General features: G+C 67.9%; 18 protein-coding genes and 1 pseudogene. 9 read left to right on the forward strand and 10 right to left on the reverse strand.

Annotated features, from left to right (window positions below; all coding sequences use genetic code 11):
* Position 1: 1 nt before the first annotated feature.
* On the forward strand, positions 2-700 hold the full coding sequence (locus HZF19_RS12210) for a response regulator transcription factor (protein ID WP_208029064.1): 699 nt from the start codon (positions 2-4) through the stop codon (positions 698-700).
* Here the strand turns inward: HZF19_RS12210 and HZF19_RS12215 are convergent.
* Together HZF19_RS12215 and HZF19_RS12220 are read right to left on the reverse strand one after the other, a co-directional pair.
* The gene (locus HZF19_RS12215; RefSeq protein WP_208029065.1) at positions 688-1,074 is read right to left on the reverse strand and encodes an SgcJ/EcaC family oxidoreductase; all 387 of its coding nucleotides are present in this window, start codon (positions 1,072-1,074) and stop codon (positions 688-690) included. The two genes, HZF19_RS12210 and HZF19_RS12215, sit on opposite strands and share 13 nt — an antisense overlap.
* A gap of 79 nt (positions 1,075-1,153) precedes the next feature.
* Entirely contained in the window at positions 1,154-5,680 is a 4,527-nt protein-coding gene (locus HZF19_RS12220) for an Lhr family helicase (RefSeq protein ID WP_208029066.1), read from the reverse strand.
* A 177-nt stretch (positions 5,681-5,857) separates the two neighbouring features.
* Between HZF19_RS12220 and HZF19_RS17465 the strand changes: the two are divergent.
* Positions 5,858-6,394, forward strand: a pseudogene (locus HZF19_RS17465) (FHA domain-containing protein); the annotation flags it as partial.
* Positions 6,395-6,403: 9 nt separating this feature from the next.
* On the opposite strand, the gene HZF19_RS16455 reads toward HZF19_RS17465, so the two are convergent.
* Positions 6,404-6,865 (reverse strand): hypothetical protein, encoded by a 462-nt coding sequence (locus tag HZF19_RS16455; protein ID WP_235979948.1) that lies wholly within the window; start codon positions 6,863-6,865, stop codon positions 6,404-6,406.
* Positions 6,866-7,516: 651 nt separating this feature from the next.
* On the opposite strand from HZF19_RS16455, the gene HZF19_RS16460 reads away from it, so the two are divergent.
* The 7 genes from HZF19_RS16460 (at position 7,517) to HZF19_RS12255 (ending at position 14,243) form a co-directional block, all read left to right on the forward strand.
* Positions 7,517-10,315, forward strand: a complete 2,799-nt coding sequence (locus tag HZF19_RS16460; protein ID WP_235979949.1) for an FtsK/SpoIIIE domain-containing protein — start codon at positions 7,517-7,519, stop codon at positions 10,313-10,315.
* Between the two features lie 91 nt (positions 10,316-10,406).
* Positions 10,407-10,676, forward strand: coding sequence for a WXG100 family type VII secretion target (locus HZF19_RS12230; protein ID WP_208029068.1), 270 nt, complete (start codon positions 10,407-10,409; stop codon positions 10,674-10,676).
* Between the two features lie 125 nt (positions 10,677-10,801).
* Positions 10,802-11,587, forward strand: a complete 786-nt coding sequence (locus HZF19_RS12235) for a WXG100 family type VII secretion target (RefSeq protein ID WP_208029069.1) — start codon at positions 10,802-10,804, stop codon at positions 11,585-11,587.
* 8 nt (positions 11,588-11,595) lie between these two features.
* The gene (locus tag HZF19_RS12240; RefSeq protein ID WP_208029070.1) at positions 11,596-12,261 is read left to right on the forward strand and encodes a hypothetical protein; all 666 of its coding nucleotides are present in this window, start codon (positions 11,596-11,598) and stop codon (positions 12,259-12,261) included.
* 6 nt (positions 12,262-12,267) lie between these two features.
* A complete protein-coding gene (locus HZF19_RS12245) occupies positions 12,268-13,404 on the forward strand; it encodes an alpha/beta fold hydrolase (protein WP_208029071.1) in 1,137 nt (378 codons plus the stop codon).
* Positions 13,401-13,730 (forward strand): hypothetical protein, encoded by a 330-nt coding sequence (locus HZF19_RS12250; protein WP_208029072.1) that lies wholly within the window; start codon positions 13,401-13,403, stop codon positions 13,728-13,730. The genes HZF19_RS12245 and HZF19_RS12250 overlap by 4 nt, the downstream gene beginning before the upstream one ends.
* 30 nt (positions 13,731-13,760) lie before the next feature.
* Positions 13,761-14,243: a hypothetical protein gene (locus tag HZF19_RS12255; protein WP_208029073.1), complete on the forward strand. Its 483-nt coding sequence runs from the start codon at positions 13,761-13,763 to the stop codon at positions 14,241-14,243.
* Positions 14,244-14,271: 28 nt separating this feature from the next.
* Here HZF19_RS12255 and HZF19_RS12260 read toward each other — a convergent pair whose 3' ends face one another.
* The 7 genes from HZF19_RS12260 to HZF19_RS12290 all read right to left on the reverse strand — a co-directional run bounded on the left by HZF19_RS12260 (position 14,272) and on the right by HZF19_RS12290 (position 22,730).
* A complete protein-coding gene (locus HZF19_RS12260; RefSeq protein WP_208029074.1) occupies positions 14,272-15,546 on the reverse strand; it encodes an extracellular solute-binding protein in 1,275 nt (424 codons plus the stop codon).
* Positions 15,547-15,698: 152 nt separating this feature from the next.
* Entirely contained in the window at positions 15,699-16,424 is a 726-nt protein-coding gene (locus HZF19_RS12265) for a hypothetical protein (RefSeq protein ID WP_208029075.1), read from the reverse strand.
* The gene (locus HZF19_RS12270; RefSeq protein ID WP_208029076.1) at positions 16,421-17,707 is read right to left on the reverse strand and encodes a sensor histidine kinase; all 1,287 of its coding nucleotides are present in this window, start codon (positions 17,705-17,707) and stop codon (positions 16,421-16,423) included. The genes HZF19_RS12265 and HZF19_RS12270 overlap by 4 nt, the downstream gene beginning before the upstream one ends.
* Complete coding sequence (locus HZF19_RS12275) at positions 17,704-18,447, reverse strand: hypothetical protein (RefSeq protein ID WP_208029077.1); 744 nt, start codon at positions 18,445-18,447, stop codon at positions 17,704-17,706. Before HZF19_RS12275 ends, HZF19_RS12270 begins: the two co-directional genes overlap by 4 nt.
* Positions 18,448-18,452: 5 nt before the next feature.
* Positions 18,453-20,267 carry a serine/threonine-protein kinase gene (locus tag HZF19_RS12280; RefSeq protein ID WP_208029078.1) on the reverse strand — a complete coding sequence of 605 codons (1,815 nt, stop codon included), beginning with the start codon at positions 20,265-20,267 and terminating at the stop codon, positions 18,453-18,455.
* A complete protein-coding gene (locus tag HZF19_RS12285; RefSeq protein ID WP_208029079.1) occupies positions 20,260-21,735 on the reverse strand; it encodes an FHA domain-containing protein in 1,476 nt (491 codons plus the stop codon). Before HZF19_RS12285 ends, HZF19_RS12280 begins: the two co-directional genes overlap by 8 nt.
* A gap of 131 nt (positions 21,736-21,866) precedes the next feature.
* Positions 21,867-22,730, reverse strand: a complete 864-nt coding sequence (locus HZF19_RS12290) for a PP2C family protein-serine/threonine phosphatase (RefSeq protein WP_208029080.1) — start codon at positions 22,728-22,730, stop codon at positions 21,867-21,869.
* Between the last annotated feature and the right edge of the window lie 32 nt (positions 22,731-22,762).

The following is a 22,762-nucleotide window of genomic DNA, read 5'->3' on the forward strand; positions in this document are numbered from 1 at the left end:
GATGGGCGACGACTCGGAGTCCGACATCGCCGATGGAGGCGCCGACTCGGCGCTCATGACGACCACGGTCGTGCTGGCGTTGCCCGACGCGCACCAGCGCGCCGCGCTCGCCGACGCCGTCGCCGCCAGCCCCGATCTCCAGCTCGTGGGTGAAGCCGGAACAGGGCGTGACGCGCTCGAACGGATCACCGCCACGGTCCCCGACGTGGCGCTCGTCGACGTCCGGCTCCCGGACCCCGACGGCATGGAAGTGTGTGCGCAGGTCTCCGAGTCGCTCCCCGCCGTGCGGCTCCTGCTCACCGCCCCCACGGACGACGACACCGACGGGGGCTTCCACGCCGGCGCGATCGGATTCGTGCTGGAAGCCGACTTGGCCGACCGGGTGGTCGACGCCCTGCGGCGGGTCGGCTGGGGGGAAGCGCTCCCGAGCCGGCGGTGGGCGCAGCAGGTGCTCGCGGAGCTCGAGGCGCTCAGCACCGAGGCCGCCGACCCCGTGCCCGCACCGTCGCTCACCGAGGACGAACAGGAGGTGCTGGCAGGCCTCGCGGGTGGCAGCGCGCCGGAAGAGATCGCCGCTCGGCGCCGCGTACCGGTGCGGCACGTGAACCTGCAGGCTGCATCCGCCATCGCCAAGCTGCGCCGCTACCGGCGCGACCGGCATCGAGGGAATGGAGCGGGTCGGGCTGATCAACCCTCGTAGGGGCGCATCTCCGCAGGATCCCAGAAGGCGCGCATCGAGGTGATCCGACCCTCGTCGTCGAGGGCGAACACGTCGATGATGTCGACGACGACCTTCGAGCCCCCGACATCGCTGATCGCCTGCATCGGGAACGCCACTTCCCGGCCAGCCACCCGCGCCGGGCCGGTCGGCATGAGCGTGATCGACGACGACAGGGTGTGCACCATGTCCCAGAAGGCTCGGATCTCGTCGTGGCCCCGGTGTACGTCGGTACCCACCGGGTCCTCGATGGTGGCGTCAGGAGCGAAGAGGGCCACGTAGCCCTCCTTGTCGCCCGCGCTCATCGCCTCCAGGTAACGGGTGACCACGGCGCGGATCTCCTCAGGGCTCGGCATCGGCGGATCCTCCATCGGGGGGCTGGTGTCCCCGGCGAGCGTATCCACCCGGTTCGCGTCGGGCAGCAGAACCGGCGCGTCAGCCGCGCAGGACCAACCCCCGGTGGCTGGGCGCGAACCCGACCTCACGCAGCCGGGCCGCCAGCCCCGACGCCGACGCCGGCTCGCCATCGACACGGATGATCTCCAGCCGGCGGACCCGGCCGTCCTTCACCAGCGCGGCCAACCCCTCGACCCAGTGCGGGTGCTCCGCCGCAGCAGGGAACGTGAGGAGGGTACGTCCGCCGCGCTCGAGGAACGCGACCGGATCCCCGGCCACCAGCACCACGTGCGCGCCCGGGGTCCGGGCAGGCCGGCCAGCGGCATCGGGCCACGGCAGCGCCGCACCATAGGGCTGCGCGGGGTCCGTCGCGCTCAGCACCAGCGGCACCAGGTCGTCAGGGCCGGGCTCGCGGCAGGCGCGCAACCGGTCGACCGCGCCGGGGAGCGCGAACTGGGCCCCGCCCAGACCACGGACGAAGTAGCCCCGGCGGACCTGGCCCCGTTCCTCGAGCGCCTGGAGCACGGGGTAGATGGCGGCGAAACCACCCTCCACCCCTTCGGCCAGCACCGCCTCCCTGGTGAGCACCCCGTGGCGCTCCAGCAGCTGCAGGGCCTGTGCGTACGCGGCTTCGGTGGGCGTGGGCGGGGGCGAGAGCACCGGCGAGACGAGGGACCAGCGGCCGGCGGCGGCCGGCGGGCCGAGACGGCTGAGCGATCCGATCGACGGTCGTCGCAGGTCGGGACGGCGACCGAGCGACCGGGCGGCGCCGGTCCCGGACCGCAGACCGGACCTCGACCGGGCGGCACCCCGGCGGGGCGTACCTCCGAGCCTGCTCCGCAAGGGCGACAGCGAGTCGTTGGTGATCTCGCCCGCCCACACGAGCGACCACAGCGCGTCGAGGACGGTGTCGTCGTCGTAGGGCTCACCCGCTCGGTGCACCGCAGCCACGAGATCGGGCCAGAACGACGCGCCCGCGTCGCTCAGATGAGCGACGATCGCGTCGGCGGCGGCCGGCCGTTCCCACGTCCCGGGTCGGTCGGTGAGCAGCGCGGCCTGGTCGCGGAACAGCAACCGCACCCGCCCATCCGTGCTCCCGATGGCCCCCGCCCCCATCCAGACCACCTCGCCGGCGGTACACAACGCGTCGAGGTCCGCCGGCCGGTAGCCGGGGAGGCGGGCCGGGAGGATGTCGGTCTCGAGGACCGAAGCGGGCAGTGCCGCGCCCTGGAGTGTGCCGATGACCTCCACCAGCGCATCGATGCCCCGCCGGGGCACGCCCAGCCCGTGCCATCGGGGCAGGAAGCGGGCCAGGGTGCCCGCTTCGACCGGCTCGACCTCCTTGCGCAGTGCGGCGAGCGAGCGTCGCCGCAGGGTGCGCAAGACGTCGGCATCGCACCACTCGCGCTCCACGCCGCCAGGGCGGAACTCGCCGCGCACCACCCGGCCGTCGCCCTCTAGGCGCTCCAGCGCGGCGCGGGCCCCCTCGGCGGGCAGGCCGTAGCGCCGGGCGACCTGCGCGGTGAGGAACGGGCCGTGGCTGCGAGCGAAGCGAGCGACCAGATCAGCCACCGGGTCCTCGACCGGATCGGTGAACGCGGCCGGCAACCCGAGCGGCAGGGCGGCCCCCAGGGCGTCGCACAGGCGGGCCGCATCCTCGGCCGCCGCGACCCGCGGCTCGCCGGCGACGACCACCTCGATCACCCGGCGCTGGGCGAGCAGCTCGTCGACCCACCGCCCGACCGGAGCGACCCCCTCGGCCCGGGCCTCGAGCTCCCCACGTGACAGCGGACCGACCGTGCGCAGCACGTCGTGGAGCTCGTCGACATCTCGGGCCCGGTGACCCTCGGCGAGACGTTGCAACTCCAGCTCCAGCTCGGCGAGCACCACCGGGTCGATCAGATCGCGCAGCTCATCGGCACCGAGCAGGTCCCGCAGCAGGTCCCGGTCGAGCGCCAGGGCGGCCGCCCGGCGCTCCGCCAGCGGGGCATCGCCTTCGTACATGAACACCGCGATCCACCCGAACAGCAGTGACTGCGCGAACGGCGAAGCGCGAGGGGTGTCGACGGGCACCACCCGGATCCGCCGGGCGCGCAGACCGGCGAGGACCTCACGCAGCGCCGGCAGGTCGAACACGTCGTTCACGCACTCGCGGGTGGCTTCGAGCAGGATCGGGAACTCGGGGTGCCGAGCGGCGACCGCCAGCAGATCGGCCGCCCGCTGGCGTTGCTGCCACAAGGGCGTGCGCCGGTCCGGCCGGCGGCGGGGCAGCAGCAGGGCCCGGGCCGCGCACTCCCGGAAGCGAGCGGCGAACATCGCGGTGGACGGGAGCTGGGAGATGACGAGCTCGTCGATCTCCTCGGGGTCGATCAACAGCTCGTCGTAGGGGAGGGCCTCGACGGCTTCGGGCAGCCGGAGGACGATCCCGTCGTCGCTCCACAGCAGCTCCACGTCGATGCCGTGCCGCTCGGCGAGCCGGGCCTGGAGGGCCATGGCCCACGGGGCGTGCACCGGGGCGCCGAAGGGCGTCAGGATGCAGACCCGCCAGTCACCGATCTCGTCCCGGAAGCGCTCCACGACCACCGTGCGGTCGTCAGGCACCACTCCGCCACACGCCTCGGCCTGCTCCTCGAGGTAGGCGATCAGGTTGTCCGCGGCCCAGCGGTCGAGGCCGAGCTCGTCGATGAGGCGCTGGCGCTGGCCGGCCGGGTCGGCGCGCACCGCTCGCACGAACGCCCCGAGCGCCCGACCCACCTCCACCGGCCGCCCCGGCCCGTCACCGTGCCAGAACGGCATCTTCCCCGGTTGGCCCGGGGCGGGAGTCACGACGACCCGCTCGGGAGTGATGTCCTCGATACGCCAGGTGCTGGCACCCAGCAGGAACGTCTCCCCCGGGCGGCTCTCGTACACCATCTCCTCATCGAGCTCGCCGACCCGAGTGCCGTCGGGGAGGAACACCCCGAACAGCCCGCGGTCGGGGATGGTGCCACCGCTGGTCACGGCCAGCCGCTGCGCGCCCGCCCGGCCCCGCAGCACACCGGCGGCGCGCTCCCACACCAGCCGCGGCCGCAGCTCGTTGAACTCGTCGGAGGGGTAGCGACCCGACAGCAGGTCGAGCACCCGCTCGAGCACCTCGTCGGAGAGCTCCACGAAGTTCGCGGCTCGGCGCACCACGGCGGCGAGCCGCTCGAGTGGCCACTCGTCGAGCGCGCACATGGCGACGATCTGCTGCGCGAGCACGTCGAGTGGCTGGCGGGGGTAGCGGGTCGACTCGATGAGCCCCTGCTGCATACGCTCGACGACCACCGCGGTCTCGAGCAGGTCGGCCCGGTGCTTCGGGAACACCTTGCCCCGGCTGGGCTCCCCGACCTGGTGGCCGGCGCGCCCCACCCGCTGCAATCCGGTCGACACCGCACCGGGCGACTCGACCTGCACGACGAGATCGACGGTGCCCATGTCGATGCCCAGCTCGAGGGAGCTGGTGGCCACCAACGCCCTCAGCCGCCCCTGCTTCAGCTCGTCCTCGATCTGCAGGCGCCGCTGGCGCGACAACGACCCGTGGTGCGCCTTGACCAGCTCCTGCTCCGGAACCGGGGCGGTGCCGTCGCCCTCACCGGCGCGGTTGCGGCCCTCGAGTGCCAGCTCGTTGAGCCGGGTGGCGAGGCGCTCGGCCAGACGGCGGGCGTTCACGAAGATGATCGTGGACCGGTGAGCCAGCACCAGCTCGAGCAGCCGGGGGTGGATGGATGGCCAGATCGAACGGCGGGCCCGTGGCGCCAGCGGGCCCGCGTCGGGGTCCTCGACCAACTCCCCGAGCGCACCCATGTCTTCGACCGGGACCACCACCTCCAGCTCCATGGGTTTGCGGACCCCGACGTCGACGACCGTGACCGGGCGAGGCTGGTGCGGCTCGTCGAAGCCCCCGAGGAACCGGGCGATCTCGTCCAGCGGGCGCTGAGTGGCGGAGAGCCCGATGCGCTGGAACGGCCGCTCTACCAGCTCGGCGAGTCGCTCCAGGGACAGGGCGAGGTGCGCGCCGCGCTTGGTGGGGGCCAGCGCGTGGATCTCGTCGACGATGACGGTCTCCACCCCTCGCAGGGTCTCGCGAGCGGACGAGGTGAGCAGCAGATAGAGCGACTCGGGGGTGGTGATGAGGATGTCGGGCGGGTGGCGTCGTAGTCGCCGCCGCTCCTGCGCAGGCGTGTCGCCGGTGCGCAACCCGACCGTCGGGGTGTGCAGCGGCACACCGAGCCGCTCGGCGGCGAGGGCGATCCCCCGCAGCGGGGCGTGCAGGTTCTTCTCCACGTCGACCGCGAGGGCGCGCAGCGGTGACACGTAGACCACGCGGGTACGCCGAGTGGGGTCGTCGGGTGGCGGTTCACGAGCCAGCCGGTCGATCGCCGCCAAGAACGCGGCGAGCGTCTTGCCCGAGCCGGTCGGCGCCAGGATCAAGGTGTGCTCGCCGGCGACGATGGCGGGCCAGCCCCGCTCCTGGGCCGGCGTCGGGGCCGGGAACGACGACGTGAACCAGTCGCGCACCGGAGGCGAGAAGCAGCCGGGAGACACATCATCCACGGTACCGACGAACCGTTTGGGTCAGGTCAGTGACGTGGCGCAGCCTTCGTGGACGAGACATGTCATCGAATACATGTCTCCCCTGACGCTGACCAGGACGTTGGTGACGGGACACCATGTCCACACGAGGCGGGCGTTGTCGCGCGGCCTGCCCCGGCATGGGATCAGATGCAGCTCAAGCTCTCGCTCAACCGTCCTGGTTCAGGCCCCGTGACCCACCTGCGGGTGACCACCGACCTCACCGTCCGCATCGGTGACTTGGCGCGTGAACTCTACGACCGTGACCCCTACCGCAACTCGCGAGGCGTGATCGCGAACGACCAGATCGATCGAGACCACCTCACGATCCGTGTCGACGGACCTGGACCACCACGTGTTCTCCCACCCGATCTGACGCTGGCGGACGCCGGGTTGCAATCCGGCAACCGGATCTCACTCGTCACCGAGAGCGAAACCTTCGCGACACCGCACCCAGAAGCGGCGCCGGCGAGGATCATCGTCCTTGACGGACCTGATGCGGGGCTCTCTCTCCCACTACGTACCGGCGCCAACACCGTCGGTCGGGATCCAAGCTGTGACGTCGTGGTCTCGGACCCCATGGTCTCGAAACGCCACGCCCGCGTGAACGTGACCGACACCGTCGAGATCATCGATCTCGGCTCGGCCAACGGGGTCGCGGTCGGCGGTGACCTAGTGCAACGCTGCGTCATCCGATCAGAAGACCGCATCGTGATCGGCGATTCGGTGTTGCGCGTAGAACACCATGGCAACGCCGCGGCCCATCAGGCCGGCCCGGTCGTCTCGTTTAACCGATCGCCGTACCTCGATCCGATCTTTCCCGATCGGGCTCTCCCCGCACCAGAGCCGCCCGATCCACCGGAGCGGCAGCGCTTTCCCGTCATCGCGATGGTCGTGCCGGTACTCATGGCCGCGACGCTCTTCCTGATCACTCGCCAGGCGGCGTCGATCCTGTTCGTCGCGTTCAGCCCCCTGTTGATGATGGGGAGCGTCATCGAGAGTCGGTGGGCTGGCCGCAAGGCTTACCAAGCTGCGCTGCAAGAGTTCCACCGGGCACTCGAGGCTCTCGAAGTGCAGCTCGGTGAGCTTCAAGCAACCGAAGTGGAAGGACGCCACCACGAACATCCCGACACGAGCGAGGTCGTAGCCGCCGCCCATCAACGGCAACAGCTCTTGTGGTGTCGCCGCCCCGATCGCCCACACTGGCTCGACATCCGCCTCGGCGTGGGGATGCAGCCGAGCCGGGTGACCGTCGATCTCCCGCCACCACGACGGGCGCGCCCTGAGGTGGTGAACGAGTTGAAGGAGCTGATTGCCCGGCATGCCACCGTCGGGCCGGTCCCGGTCGTCACCTCGCTGACGGCGTCAGGCTGCATAGGCATCGCCGGACCACGACCTGATGCCCTCGCAACAGCCCGCGCACTGCTCACGCAGCTCGTCACGCTCCACAGTCCAGCGGAAGTGGTTGTAGCGGCCTTGCTCTCTTCCGAGACCGCCAGTGCGTGGGAGTGGCTGGCTTGGCTGCCCCACACGACCTCGGAGCACAGCCCGCTCGATTCCGAGCATCTGAGCGCGACTCCCGGAAGCTGCACTGTCCTAGTCGCCGAGCTCGAAGAGCTAGTGGCAATGCGGGCCAAGGAAGCGTCAACGGACGCTCCGACACCTCTCCCCGTCGTGGTCGTCTTGGTGGAGGACGACCACGCCGTCGAGCGGAGTCGCGTGGTCGATCTGGCTGAACGTGGTCCAAAAAGCGGGGTCCACGTGATCTGGATCGCGTCGTCACGACACCGTCTCCCTGCAGCATGCACGATGTTCGTCGAGATCGCCGGCGACGGACAGGGCGCCCAGGTCGGTGCCGTATCGAGCGGTGGCGTGACGCGCCTCGATGCTCGTGAGCAGCTCGACGTCGGCAGCGCCATCGAGCTGGCGCTGGCCCTTGCCCCCGTCGTCGACAGTGGAGCACGCGTCGACAATGCGAGTGATCTGCCATCGAGTGTGTCGTTCCTCTCACACCTGGGGGTGGAGCTCGCTCAGTCTCCGGAAGCGATGCTGGAACGGTGGCGCCAGTCCGGTTCGCTCCCCGACACCGCAGCAGGCCCAACCACCTCTGCACGTGACACGGGGCTCGGAGCCCTCGTCGGATTGATGGCGTCGGAACCTCTCGTGCTGGACCTGCGTCGACACGGTCCCCATGCGTTGGTCGGAGGCACCACAGGCTCCGGGAAGAGCGAGCTCTTGCAGAGCTGGATCATCGGCATGGCGGTGAACCACAGCCCTCTCCGGGTCAACTTCCTCCTCGTCGACTACAAGGGCGGTGCCGCGTTCCGCGAGTGCAAGGACCTTCCCCACACCGTCGGTCTCGTCACGGACCTCTCGCCACATCTCGTGGACAGGGTCCTTCATTCGCTCCACGCAGAACTGCGGTACCGGGAGCACCTCCTCAACCGGAAAGGCGTCAAGGACCTGGTCGAGCTCGAGCGGCAAGCCGATGCCGAAACGCCCCCGTCGCTCGTCATCATCGTCGACGAGTTCGCAGCCCTCGTCACCGACGTCCCGGGATTCGTCGATGGTGTGGTCGACGTCGCCCAACGGGGCCGCTCACTCGGTCTGCACCTGATCCTGGCCACACAACGCCCAGCTGGCGTGATCAAGGACAATCTCCGCGCCAACACAAATCTCCGACTGGCGCTGCGGGTCGCGGACCGAGATGACTCCATCGACGTCGTCGGGGAACCGATCGCAGCGGCGTTCGATCCCGACCTTCCCGGTCGTGCGATCGCCAAGATCGGACCGGGCCGTCTGCGAACGTTCCAGACTGCCTACGTGGGCGGTTGGACCGGTTCCGAACCGCCACCAGCAACGATCGACATCGCCGAGCTCGCCCTCGTCGATCGAAAGGCCTGGGAGAAGCCAGCCCGTAGCAAGCCGGTGACCGATGGCCAGGAACGAGGACCCAACGACCTCGCGAGGCTGGTGGAGAACGCGCAGGCGGCGGCCGAGGCCGCAGCGCTTCCGCCTCCACGCCGCCCATGGCTCCCCGAGTTGGCTGACGTCTACGATCTCTCACGCCTGCACTTGTCGCGACGCGACGACGATCTTGTCTTCGCCGTAGCCGACCTGCCTGATGAGCAGCGTCAGGGGACCGTTTCGTTCCACCCGGATCGCGACGGCAACATGGCGATCTTCGGAACATCGGGGGCCGGCAAGAGCACCGTGCTGCAGACCCTGGCCATTGTCGCTGGTTTGGGATTGCGCGGTGGACCCTGCCATGTGTACGGCTTGGACTTCGGGTCACGTGGCTTGCAGATGATCGAACCACTCCCTCATGTCGGTTCGGTGATCGCCGGCGATGACACTGAGCGCGTCACGCGTCTCCTGCGATGGCTTCGCGAACAGATCGACGAGAGGGCGAGGCGATATTCCAGGGTTCGCGCCGCCACGATCACCGAATTTCGAGAGCGTGCCGACGCTCCTGACGAACCTCGATTGCTCGTCTTGCTCGATGGGATCGGGGCGTTCCGGCAAGCCTTCGAAGCGGGCTCACTCGTCCGCTATCACGAGATGCTGCTGTCGATCGCTGGCGACGGCCGGCCGGTAGGAGTACATCTGGTGGTCACCGCCGATCGATCAGCCGCCATCCCGTCCTCACTCGCCTCCGTCATCCAGAAGCGGCTCGTGCTGCGACTCGCGGGTGATACCGAATACACGTTTCTCGGTGCACCTGCCGACTTCTTCGCCACCGGAGGACCGCCGGGGCGTGGAGTCATCGATGGAGTCGAGGTGCAGGTGGCGGTGCTCGGGGGCAGCCCTAACGTGGCAACGCAAGCCCGAGCGATCGAGGAGCTCGCAGAGCGGATGGCGAAAGATGTCGTTCGCCCGTCGGCCGTCCCCATCGGTCGACTGCCCGAACGTGTCGAACTCGCATCGCTCCCGGTTGCCGTAGAGGGCTCGCCCGTGTTCGGGATGAGCGACGAGACGCTCCAAGCAGCGGTGTTCCCCGATCGCGAGGTGTTCCTCGTGGCTGGCCCGCCCCAGTCGGGCAAGACGACGACGCTGCTCACACTGGCGCAGGCGATCACTCGCATCCGGCCCGAGGCCCGCATGGTGCTGGTGACGCCCGACCCTTCTCCGATCGGGGACCGTTCGCTGTGGAAGCTCGTCGTGACGGGCGAGGACAACATCGCGGAACTCGCGCCGAAACTGACGGCCGAGGTCAACGACGACCGGGACCTGGTGATCGTCGTCGATGACGTCGGCGAGCTGATCAGCACCGGGGCGGACCCTGCTCTCCATGAGCTCTTCAAGACCTGCCGCCGGTCCCGAGCGGCTCTCATCACTGCCGGCGAGACGAGTTCACTCACCGGCGCGTGGCCCTTGCTCCAGCCGATCAAAGCCATGCGTCACGGGCTGGCACTCACGCCCGACCAGTTCGATGGGGACACGGTGTTCAAGACGCCTTTCCCACGCATGAACAGCGCCGACTTCCCACCTGGTCGTGGCCTCTACGTCCGCGCCGGGCGGGTGACGAAGGTACAGGTCGCGCTTCCCCTCGATGACACCACCCCGGGGAGTCCTCCCCCTTCCCTGGAGTGGAGAAGCATCGGATAGTCAACATCGACCCTACTCGATGCAGCCAGTCCAGATATCCAGAAGGTCCTTCGAGACACGAAGGGCACACACGACATGAAAGGAACCGTCAATGACCAGCATCACTCACGGCATGAACCCGGAGGAAGTTGAGGGTCTGGGACACCGTCTCCAGCAGATCGCGGACCAGGTTCGTCAGCTCACCTCGGAGCTCAATGGACGGATCGGCTCCACCACCTGGGTGGGGCCGGACGCCACCCGTTTCAAGGATCAGTGGTGGCCGGAAAAGCGAGCCAACCTCCACCGCATCGCCGACGATCTCCACGGCTTCGGCCAGAGCGCCCTCAACAACGCCGCCGAGCAGCGTCAGGTGAGCAACTGACTTCGCGAGGATCCGATGATTCGAGTAGGCCATGGGGGACCGGCGACGGAGCGGGTCCTGAGAGATCACTCCGTCCCCGGCCTCCCTGGTCCTGCTGACCCATGAGGGTAGGAGGGGTGGTCACGGTGTCAGCACCCATGCTCGGGATGAATCCCGATGAAGTCGAAGAGCTTGGTAGGCTGCTTCAAAGCCACGCGGAACGCCTCCGCTCGCTCGTCTCCCAAATCACCGGGAACGTCATGTCCACGGGCTGGGTCGGACCGGACGCGACGCGATTCACACACGAATGGTGGCCGGCGACCCGGGCACAGATCATCGCCTGCGCCGAAGACCTTCACGGCTTCGGCCAGAGCGCTCTCAACAACGCCGCCGAACAGCGACGCGCGAGCGGCGTACTCGGCGAACAGGTGCCGATCAGCACACCCAACGGCACGGCAATGCAGCGATCCGACAGCGGAGACCCACTCACCCAGCTCAGCACACGGATCGCGCAGATCGACACCGTCAGCTCATGGGCTTCATTGCTTACTTCGGTGTACGGGGAAAGCAGAAATCTCCCGGGTCTCCGGCGGCTTGGAGATGCCTTGGCGGTGCCCGGCTACATGGTGGACGTCTACGACGTCGTCAACACCTTTGTTAGTGGAGACCGCACCGGTGCCGCTGTCGGCGCGGCCCTACTCGGAGGCGACATCGCCGCCGACTCCTTCAAGCGGACCGGGACTCCTCTCGGTTACGGGCTCGGCGTAGCAACGCAAAGCTGGGTGGAAGTGGGACGCGCCGCCAGAGAAGTGGATTGGAGCAGCGATGGCTTGCAGCACATCACCTCTGCCAGCCTGGGTGACTGGGCAGACGCCTTTGGCGAAGCTTCCATGCAGCTGCCGACGAAGCTCTGGAAGATCTTCGGGTGGTGAAACGCCAAATGACGAACCCCGATATCAAGCAGGAGATGTTGCTCACACTCACGGACGATGAGGTCATCGCCCTCGCTGCGCTGTCATCGATGCCGTGGCCCGGCGGGGCACCGACCGTCGAGGCTGATGAGGAGTCCGTGTCGTTCGCGGTCTTCCGTGGCTGTAGGTCGCTCATCGCACGCGGATACGATCCTGGAGCGCTGAGCGACGTCCCCGAGCTCGCTATCGCCTGGGAGGCGTTGGCTGCGCCAGCACGCATCACGCTCTACCTCGGTGATGACGAGTACCGGCGGGCGACGTGGGGTTTCGCGAGCGTCCACCACCGGTCTGAGACATCCTGGATCATCGAGACTGTCAACGTGATCGGGGTACACCGCTTCGCGCGCGCCACAGCGGCAGACAATCGCCAGTTCTTGGAATCCCTCATCAAGGCTGCGCGTCGGCACGCTCCGACGCCGGAGAGAGAGGACGATACGCCGGTGTGGCTCTGCGCATTGGCGTCCGGTCCGACAGGAAAGACCCTGGTCGCCGCGCGACGTGATGAGGTCGTGCGCTGCAGCGTCGACCTCGACCATGGCATAGTGAACGTACTGTCGTCGCTGGATGCGTGTGAGATCACGGAAGCTATCGAAGTTCTCCTCGCCGCCAGCAACGGTAAAAGACCAAGTGAGTGAGTAGGCATGGCGGGCCAGATGCTCGGGATGAATCCCGATGAAGTCGAAGAGCTCGGTAGGCAGCTCCAGAGCCACGCGGAACGCCTCCGCTCGCTCGTCTCCCAAATCACCGGGAACGTCATGTCCACGGGCTGGGTCGGACCGGACGCGACGCGATTCACGCACGAATGGTGGCCGGCGACCCGGGCACAGATCATCGCCTGCGCCGAAGACCTTCACGGCTTCGGCCAGAGCGCTCTCAACAACGCCACCGAACAGCGACGCGCGAGCGGCGTCGGCGACGGCACAGAAGGGTTGCCGGGCTGGGTCGGTCGCACCGGGAGTATCGAGCAGTCTGGCGAGAAGCTGTTTCAACGCTTTCACTCAACGCGGGAGTCGATCGTGCAGGCGATGCTCGATTCTCGGGAGACGGGACGGAACGAGATCCAGATCCGCCGTCTCGACAACGAGAAGTTCATCGTCGTGCTACCCGGCGTCGTCGATCTGAGCCAGGGGTTGAAGAACCCATTGGTGGCGCCCGCTGCCTGGATGACCACCCAGGAAGACACCGCGAGGCTCATGCGCAACGCGATCGGTGAGTGGGCTTCCCCTGGGGGTTACGACACCTATGCTGCTCAGGTGAAGCAGGCGATGGAGCGAGCCGGGGTCCCAGCGGGTGCTGATGTCTTGCTCGTCGGCCACAGCTACGGTGGGTTCGCGGCGATGAACCTCGCGACAGATCCCAGCTTCAATTCCGCTGTTGGGAGCACGAACGCCACCGGATACCACGTCAACGTGACCCACGTGGTGGCTGCAGGTGCCGACACCGAGCATTACCTGTCTCGTGTTCCCAAAGAGACCCATGCTCTGGTCTTCAACAATCGATACGACGTGGTCTATCAGGCTGAGGACCAAGGCAACGATCGATGGCTCGACCGGAACATCGCGGATTGGTCACCGCATCATCCCAATCACCTCGCGCTCGAGTTCAACGGCCGAACGACATGGGCCGACGGTTCCGGGTACGGGCACGATGTCCCCGTCTATGCGACCTGGCTCCAGCAGGCCACTGATCACCCCCGCTTGGCATCCTGGCTCGACAGCGCATCCGGATACGCCGAGGGAGGCTACGTCAGCAATCATCGCGTCCCCACTCCGAGATGAGCCGCAGGACGGCCCGAGGAGCGCTGCTCGCGATCACCGGCCTGGTCGGGGGCGCATTACTGGTGATCGCGGGCCAGCCGAGAGCCGTGGACCGGGAACGGTCGGCGCTCCAAGGAGACCGCAGCGCCGTCGAGGACTTCTGTCAAGAGAGCAGCGCACTCACTCATCCAGAGGTGGTCTTCGACGGGACAGGGTGGAACTGTGCCGGACGACAGAACGGCTTCTGGTCGCTGGATCCTGTCGACCCGGTGATGGTCTGCCACAGCCTGGGGATCGAGCCACCTCGACCTCCACGTCAGAACCCCGAGGGCATCAGCTGCGAGTGAGAGCACGATCCATCTACTATCGCCAGTTTGATGGCGGACCACGAGCAGGCTGATCAGGAATCGAGAGCGCCGACCATCCGACGGCGGCGTGCCGTGCTGATCTTCGTGGCCGCGGTCGTCGTGGCCGCCACAGTGGCGGCCCTGGCCGAGGTCGAGAGCAGCGACCGTAATGCGGAAGGCGGCGCAACGGTTCCTACCGAACGGGTGGGGAGCGAACCGACCACCACGCTCGTCAGCCAGCTGCCGGACGGCTACATCGGCGAGGTGCATGTCGAGGTCCGCCCCATGCTCGATGGCATCCACGTCGTCGAGCTCCGCTGGGGTCCGTGGCGCCGGACGATCGTCCACGATGATTCGTTCCCTGCCTCGTACCACTTCGCGAAGAAGGACCTTCATTCACCGCCGCTGGTCGTAGCCGGCTCGGGTGTCAGCGTCGCCGTCGGGACCGGCCAGGGCGCAGCGCCATCCAACGACGTCAACGACGGCTGGAACAGCTCAGGCTCGACCGAGTGACAGAGATCGACCGAGCCAGAAGGGACGATCACCGAGGAGCGTCAAGCTGGTAGGCACGAAGGAGCTGCTCGGCTCCCAGCCGAGCAGCTCTCAGTGCTTCAGCAGGTTCCTCCCCGGCGAGAATCCGATCGAAGGCCCTGATGACGAGCGCCCGGATCTCGCGACGGGGTCCCACCTGCGGACCAGCGAAGACCTGGTCGTCGGGCACTGCTGCGAGGATGTCATAGGGGACCTCAAGCTGGGGATGCGCCGACCAACGCTCGGTGAGCGCTGGATCCAATGTAGCGGTCGGTGAGATCGGCACGTAGCCCGTGGTCCGCGCCAGCTCTGCCTGCTGTCTGGGGGAGGCGAGAAAGGCAGCCAGGGAAACCGCTACGGCAGGGTCAGCATTCCCCCGAGCCGTGACCCACCAGGCGGCCCCACCTGCCAGCGCGCCGCTTCCGTGCATCCAGGCAACATCCCTGTCCGATGCTCCAACTCGAGTTGGTGCTGGAAGCGGTCCCACCGCATAGTCGTCGGTCGAAACGCCCACGCCGCGGGCGACCTCGATCGTGGCTCCCAACGAACCGGACGTGTGCGGCACCATCGCACCGGGACGTTGCTCGCTCAGCAACAGCATGAGGTCCTCAGCACCCGAGGGGTTCGTCCCGACGTAAGTCGCGGCCCCCTCGTTGACCAGGTCACGCAGCTGGCTGAGGTCGGCGATCAGCTCGGGGGCGTCGAGGTGTGCGAACGCCTCTTGCCCGACCTGACCGATGAGTGGCTGCCCTTGGCGCGCCGGCCATTGCTCAGCGACCCAGACGATCAAGTTCTGGTCGAAGACGAGTCCCTGACTCGAGCCTGACGCGGTGAGCATGCGTGTTGCCGCCGCGACATCAGCGATGGTCTGAGGCGGCTCGTACAGCCCGGCTTCGGCGAGCAGGTGACGGTTGTAGTAGAGCAGCGGGGTAGATAGGTTGAACGGGATCGCCCACAACTCGCCGTCCAGGCTCCAAGTGAGCCTGGCCACGTCGAGCAGCTCGCGGTCCAGCGAGGAGCCGATGAGTTCGAGGCATCCTTCCGCGGGCAAGAACGCGCCGGAGTCGGCGAGTCGCCGCACGTCGACCTCAGCCGCCAAGACAAGATCCGGCACCCGGGCTCCCTCCGGGAGGGCTCGCAGGCGTGCCTCGACATCGCTCAGCGGCACCAGCTCCGACTCGACTGGGATCCCTCGTTCGACTTCGAAGCGGTGAAGGAGGTCTGCGACCTTTGGTTGGTACTCAGATCCGACGCCGTACCAGACCCACAGGTGATCAGAGGCCATGTCGCCGGCCGGGCGGCTGCAGGAGGCGCCAGGTCTCGCCGATTCACCGCGAGGGCCCTCGCTCCCGGAGCATCCCAGCGCCAGGCTGATCAGCAGCACCGACGAGACAACGACGATGCTTCGCCGCCCGCGTCCGGCAACCAGGCGAGACCTCAATGGTCGGCGTCGGCGAAGCCTAGCTTCGCGTCGAGGAACGGCTGCAGGAACGGCCGGCACCGCCTGGCAAACTCTTGCATCGCCCGCAGAGACGGGTCGTCGAGCCCGTGCAGGGTCAATTCGGAGACCAGCTGGCTCCGATAGTTCTTGAGCGTATTGAGCTTCAATCCAGTACGCAGGGAGAGCTCACGGTATGACGGCTCGGTGGGCACCTCCAACAGCGCCGTCCAGAGCTTCGCATGGCCCGCATGCTGGACGAGGCGACCGTACTGATCGGCACGACGCCACGGAGATCGTGACGAGGGCAACCAAGGTCGCAGTACCGGATCGGGATCCGCCCAGCCCTCCTGCTCAACCTGGCGTAGCATCGCCAGCTGCTGATCGAGCGGAGTGCTCTTGGAGATCACGGTCGCTAACGGGAAGGCCTCCCATGCATCGGCCAAGAGGTTCGCAACCCAATCATCCCCCTGCGTGAGCACCACCAACCTCGTCGCGCTGTTGTTGGTCGCGACGGCAAGAAGAACGTCGAGTCCGTTGTGCTGCTCATGCGGGTAGGACAGGTCGATCAGTGCGAGCTGGAACTCTTCGCCGAGATCGAGCAACGAGTTGACCTCCACGAGGTTGCGAGCGATCAAAACCTGCCAATCGAGCCGGGATCGCAAAACGTCGGCGAAGAGCCCGGCAACGCTCGTCGCGTCGTCGACCAGAAGCGCCACGGTCATGGCAACGACCTCCGAGGGTAACGACTCATGTGAACAAGAGCCCGGGCACGAGTGCCTCGCCCGGTTCGCTCCAGGGTCAGAGCATCCGGGCCCAGCTCGGCCCTTAGCGTGTCGAGCCCGCGTCCCGCCGGAAGTTCAGTCACATCGAATCCCCCCGCCTCGTCCTCCACCTCGACGATGATGCAGCCTTGCTCGGGTCTTTGCTCGATCCGCAGCCAGAGGCTCGGCGTGTGCGCGTGCATCGCGTTCGACACGAAGACCGACAGGATCCGTTTGATCTGCCGCGCAACCTCCGCCTCCACGACGAGGCTCCCGGCTTCCAGCGTCGGGGACTCGAAGATTTGGACTCCCCGTTGCTGTGCTCGACGAAGGAACGGCTGGATCACTTCGGCCAAACGGACCCCGCCGCTCCCGATGACTTCGTCGAGCTGACGGAGACGGAGCCGATGATCCAGCTCATCGAGCTCGCCCACGATCTCATCGGCGGGTAGGAAGTGACGCCCATCGCTCTCGACGCGCATCCGCAGGAATCGCAGTTCCGAGCACACGTCGTCGTGGAGCCAGTGGCTCCGGCGTCGGTGCTCGCGCATCATCAGGAGATGCTCCCTGCGCTGCTGCCGGCCCTCGAGACGCCCTCGGGAGCCGTGGAGAACCGAGAGCGTCACCGCGGCCACCAGGACCACCACCACCACCATGAGGTACAGCACCACCAGCCGCGTCGGAGAGGTACGAGTCACCAGACCGGTGAGGACGAGGCCCACCACGATCCCGAGATGAACCGGCGAGAGCGTCACCCGTCGCAGCATCGAACGCGCGCCCAGCAACACACCGAGGGTGGCCCCGGTTCGATACAGGTCGCAGCCCACCATGACCCCGAACGGCCAGCAACCGAGCATCGCCCAACCTGAGGTCAAGCCCGCGAAGCTGGCCGAGCCCAAGAACACCGTCACTGCACGGAGCGCCGCGACCTGCCATGGCGTCCCCCATCGTGACGCGAGCCGGTGAGAGGGGACGCTCACCACGAACGCGAGCACCCCCGCGGTGGCGAGCCCACCGACGAGCACGACCGCTCGAGCGCTCAGCTCAGCAACGGATGCCCCGGTCCAGATGATCGGCCACGACGAACCGGCGAGGAGCGCCGCACCCTCGACAGGAGCAGCGAGCTCGGCCACGATCGAACCGGGCGAATCATCCCCGTCATCGTCCATCCACACCCGCGGCCCAGCCACGAACGCCAGCCACAGATCGACCCGGTGGGCGCCCGCGTCACGCACGCCGGTCATGGCCTGACCATCCGTTCACGCTCGAGCAGGGGAAGGTCCTCGACCGTCACGAGGCGTACCGCCAAGGCGTATTCGACCAGCCGCGACCGACGCCCTGCAGCAAGCCGGCCGGGGCCACCGTGCAATCCCCGAACCCCAGTTCGGCTCAGCTTCTGGCAGACCGCATCGAGCTGGCGGTTGAACTTGGTGAGCGTCCAGCCCAGGCGCTTTGCGGCTTCTGCCGAAGTCGGAATCCGGTTGGCAGCACCTGGCCTCTCAATCAGCGCTCGCTCTGCCAGGGCGAGCACGACCAAACGCTGGTTGTCCGTGAGGTTGGTGGGGTACAAGGTCGTGCAACCCGAGTTGTTCGCGACCGATCTGGCGATCTGCAGCACCGGCTCGTCGAGGTGCAAGGTGAGCAGGTAGTTCGTCGGCCCGGCCGTGAACCGCACCTCCGTCACGCCGAACAGCAAGGGCAGTGCCGCGCCGGGAGCGAACCACGCATGCATGGCACCATCACCATCGCTGACCGTCGCCGCCAGTGCAGAACCCACGTTCTCGAGCCACCAGTACCGGTCGAAGTACAACCGGAGGAAGCTACGGTGCAGGTAGGGATTGTCGTCCACAGCGAGGTCGCCCTCACGGCCGATCACGAACGGGTCGGGTGGAGCCACGTCCAGCCACTCGCCGCAGAAATCGACTCGCAACCGGGGTGCCGCCTCGAACGGCGCCGAACCGTGCCAGGGGGCGGAACATCGCATGCAGATCATCCCCCCGGCATGACGGCACACGCGGGTCCCGTGAAGTCAGACACCCGGCTGCCGACCACAGCGGCGACCTGGAAACACCCGGCCTCGCCAGGCACGATCCCTAAGTCGACCATCGAGGTCCCTCGACGGCCACCATCCAGCATGGCGAGCATCTCAGGGGGCCATCCAACGTCGATCGATGTGCCCACAACTAGACCGTCCGCTACGTCTATCAGTCCGTCGGCTGGCACGTCGAACCACGCTGAACCGTCGGGAAACGTGCCATCCCATCGAGCGATCCGGAAGGACACATCGGGACCCGTGTAGGGGCTCTGGAACGTGATGAAGACGAACGGGGACCCGTTGTAATCCTTCAGCACTCGAACCATGACATCCGTCGGGACGGCGAGGGCCGGTGGAGGCAGGGATGGTGCCGGGTCGGGGGCGACCTCCGCTCGAGACTCGGCGGGGTGGGAACCACTCTTGCCCGTGCTGAGAAACCCGATCGAACCGAGACCAACGACGCCTACTGCTGCCACGGCGGCGATCAGAGCGAAGCGCCGATGACGCGTCCCGGTCGCCGGGCCAATCGACTCGGCTGTCGCCGGCCGTGACGATGGAACAACCGTGCCAACCCCCTGCGGTCGGCGGATCGTCTCCTCCAGGTCGTCCACCGGTCGTACACCGCTCGGCACCGTGGTCCCGGGTCCAGCGGTCTCCGCCGCACGGTGGGATGACGGCGAAGCACCCTCGAGGTTCTGCGCCTCTGGCGGGGCGCCGGGTCGGTTCCTGCGTGCATGCTCGCCCGCCTGTCCTGGCGGCGTGACAGACGGGGACGCCAGCGGTGCCGGGGGTGGCGCGAGCGGCGTCACGGCCGGTGACACGACCTGGAGGCTGGCTCGCCTGGTGCCGTCCTGCTCGTCCGCGGGGGTCACCTCCACCACCGGCTGGTCCACGATCTCGTCGCGCACTTCGAGCGCGGTGGGGGCGAAGGCCAGCTCCTGTTCGACATCCTGGAGCGCCCGGGCGAACGCGAGGGCGGAGACCGGTCGCTGCACAGGATCCTGGGCCATACCAGCCGAGAGGAGATGCTGGAGCGAGGCGGGCACGTCGGGCCGGTCCATCGGGGTGATCTCGTTGTTCAGCGCGCGGGTGAGCAGGTCGTGGTCGGTGTTTGCCCCACCCGGCACCCACACCGGCGATCGCCCGGCGAGGAGCGCGTACACGGTGGCCGCCAGTGAGTAGATGTCCGATGCCACGCTGCCATCCGCAGCTTCACCAGCAAGCACTTCGGGTCCGGAGAAGGCGACCGTCATTCCTTCCGCGGCTCTGACACCATCGCCGCCCTGGACACCCGCGATCCCGAAGTCGGTCAGTCCGGGTCGACCGTAGTCACTGGTCAGGATGTTGGCGGGCTTGATGTCACGGTGAAGGATCCCGGCCCGATGCGCGGTCTCCACCGCTGACGCGACCTGAACACCGACCCGTAGCACCTCCGCCACCGCAAGACGACCACCCCGGGCACGGAGGCCGAAGTGGGGCTGAGGGTAGTGCTCCATGACGATGTACGGCCTGCCGTCCGGCGCCACACCTGCCGAGTAGATGGTGACGATGTACGGGTGGGCCGAGACCTGGGCCATCAGATCGGCTTCGGCGGAGAAGTGTCGGAGGCTCTCGTCGGAGAGGTGCTCGGCACGCAGGACTTTGATGGCGACCGGCCGGTTCGGATGATGCTGCCGGTAGAGGAACACATCGGCGAACCCCCCGCCGCCGATCCCTTGCACCAGCGAGAATCCCGGGAGATCCGGCGGGTCGCTGCGCACCTCAGTCATCCTGCTCCACCTCGTACACGAAGCTGACGAGCTGGCCGAGCGAGACGACCGTTCCGATGGGGATCGGGAACGCTTCGGCCGGACGCAACTGCACGGGAGACTGGCCCGGTACCTCGACGAAGGTGTGGTTCATCGAATCGCGGTCGACGACCTGGACCTGCCAGTCCACGAGACGAACCTCGGCATGGATGCGGGACAACCGTCGCTCCGGGTCGGGCAAGCGTACGGCCCCGGCGGGCTCGCCCAGGATCGTGCTGCTCTCGGGTGGCTTGCGCCCGATGAGCAGCGGGCGGTCCAGTGGCACGAGCGGGCCGCCCTCGAAGCGGAGTCGGCCGATCACCGGGCGGGGGACGACGGCGACTGTTCGATCCGTGATCGCCCGGCGGCAGTTGCGGCAGGAGGTGGCGTAGGGGGGATTCGGGTGGCCCCTTGGGCAGTGCACGGCCTGGACGGCCACCCCGGTCGATGAGGGGGAACCTGCGACCGCACCTGTCCCACGGAGCGCGACCGCACCGATCGTGGCCTCACCCATGCCCGCCTCGTCGTCCTCAACGCTCGCGACTGCATGAGGAGCATGGATGGCAGACTCCCCGCTGGGTGGCGGTTCGGGTGTCGAGACCGACCCCGGCACCGAGGTGATGATTCCGCTGCTGCCCGGCTCCGCCCCGGCCTGACCGGACGAATCCCCCTCATCGGTCGGGGTCGACACCGCCGGGGTCGATGTGGTGGTCGCGAACGTCATCGTCGGCGCGCCCAGGGGGGGGTCGCCCAGCGGCGATCCGGGAGCTTCACCCGATGGCACGGCAGACGACCCGGTGATCGGGGCGGTCGGCGCGGGTGATCCAGTCGATTCGTCGGAACCCGTGTCATGGCGGACCGCACTCTCCTCCACGTCCCGGTAGACGGTCTCGCCGAGCAGGTGACCGAAATCCAGGACACCACCCGCTGATGACTCGGCCCCGGCTGGGGCGGTGGCACCCGAGCCCTCTGGCGACGGAGCTGAGCTCTCCCCGGTCACCGGCGGAGACGATGGCGACAAGCGGGGATGTGCAGGGGACTCGGACAGCTCGTGCCCCGTGGACTCGATGGACTCGAGGCTGACCGCAGCCTCTCGTGCGGAGTGCGGGTATGCCTGAACGGCCGACAGCACCTCGCGAAGCTCGACGAGCACCATCGACGCCGGCGCGATCCCAGCCACCAGCGCCAGGCCGGCCGTGGATGGTGAGATCTCCTCCGACGAGCCCCCATCAGCGCGAAGGACGATCCTCGCCGCATCCTCGATCAGCGCCTCGTGCCAGGTCACCGCGTGGCGGCCATCGAAGCGCCGCTCACCGCCCGACGCTTCTCCGACGACCACCTCGCTCGTCCCTCGGACGAGTACGCGCTCCCCAACAGACTCGTGGATGACGAGGGCGAACGCCGGTAGCTCACCCCCGACGGCGAACAGTGCATCAGTGAGCTCGCTCACCGCGGCGCCACTTGTCACTGCGATCGCGATGGGATGCACCCGGGCATCGTCAGGTGGGCAACAGAACAGCCCCGCTGCGTGCGGGCCAGCGATCGCCGTAGCATCCCCGATCACGTACCGGACGTGCGGGCTCATCCGGATGCCCCCGCCGGGCGAGGCTCGGTGTCGTCGTCGAGCGGGTCCACGATCGGAGCCTCCTGCGAGGGCTCGGCTCGTAACACCACGTCGACCACGATGATCGAGATGTTGTCCCGCCCGCCTGCTTCGAGTGCATCCTCGAGCAGCCGATCTGCCGCCCGCTCACGGTCGACTTCGCCGATCAGCGCTTCTTCCAGCCGGCTTCGCTCGACGGAACGGGTCAACCCATCCGACGCGACCAGGAACCGGTCGCCCAACCTGGGCTCGACCAGCCACCAGTCGATCTCGAGCATCTCATCAGCGCCGAGGGATCGGGTGATCACGTGCCGCTCAGGGTGCCCCTCCGCCTCTGCCTCGGTGATCGCGCCTTGGTCGATCAGCTCCTGAACCACCGAGTGATCACGAGTGAGTTGCACGAGTGACCCGTCGCGCAGGCGATAGGCGCGCGAATCGCCGACGTTGAACACCACCAGCTTCGCTCTACCAGGGTCAGCAGTAGGGAGCGCGACGAGTCCACAGAGGGTCGTACCCATCGAGCCTCCGCGACTGGCACCCAACGCGACGAGCCCGGCGTTGGCGTCCCGTACCGCATCGAGCACCATCGTGCGGGTCGCGGCGCGACCGTCCAAGAGCGTCCCGAGGCGTTCGACGACGAACGTGGAGGCAAGGTCGCCTGCCTCGTGGCCCCCCATGCCATCGGCCACGATGAACAATCCCGGGCGGGCGAGCACGGCATCCTGGTTGCTGGTGCGAACCAGGCCCCGGTGCGTGCGCTCCGCCCAGAGCAGCTCGAGCGCGGCCCCCCCGTCACGGGCTGCTCGGCCCGTCGTCTTGGAGGGACCTGTGATTCCCGCCATGTCGCGCAACGTGCCGCGACGCCGGCCGGGAC

The sequence above is a fragment of the Rhabdothermincola sediminis genome (assembly GCF_014805525.1).
Lineage (GTDB): Bacteria > Actinomycetota > Acidimicrobiia > Acidimicrobiales > Acidimicrobilacustridaceae > Rhabdothermincola > Rhabdothermincola sediminis.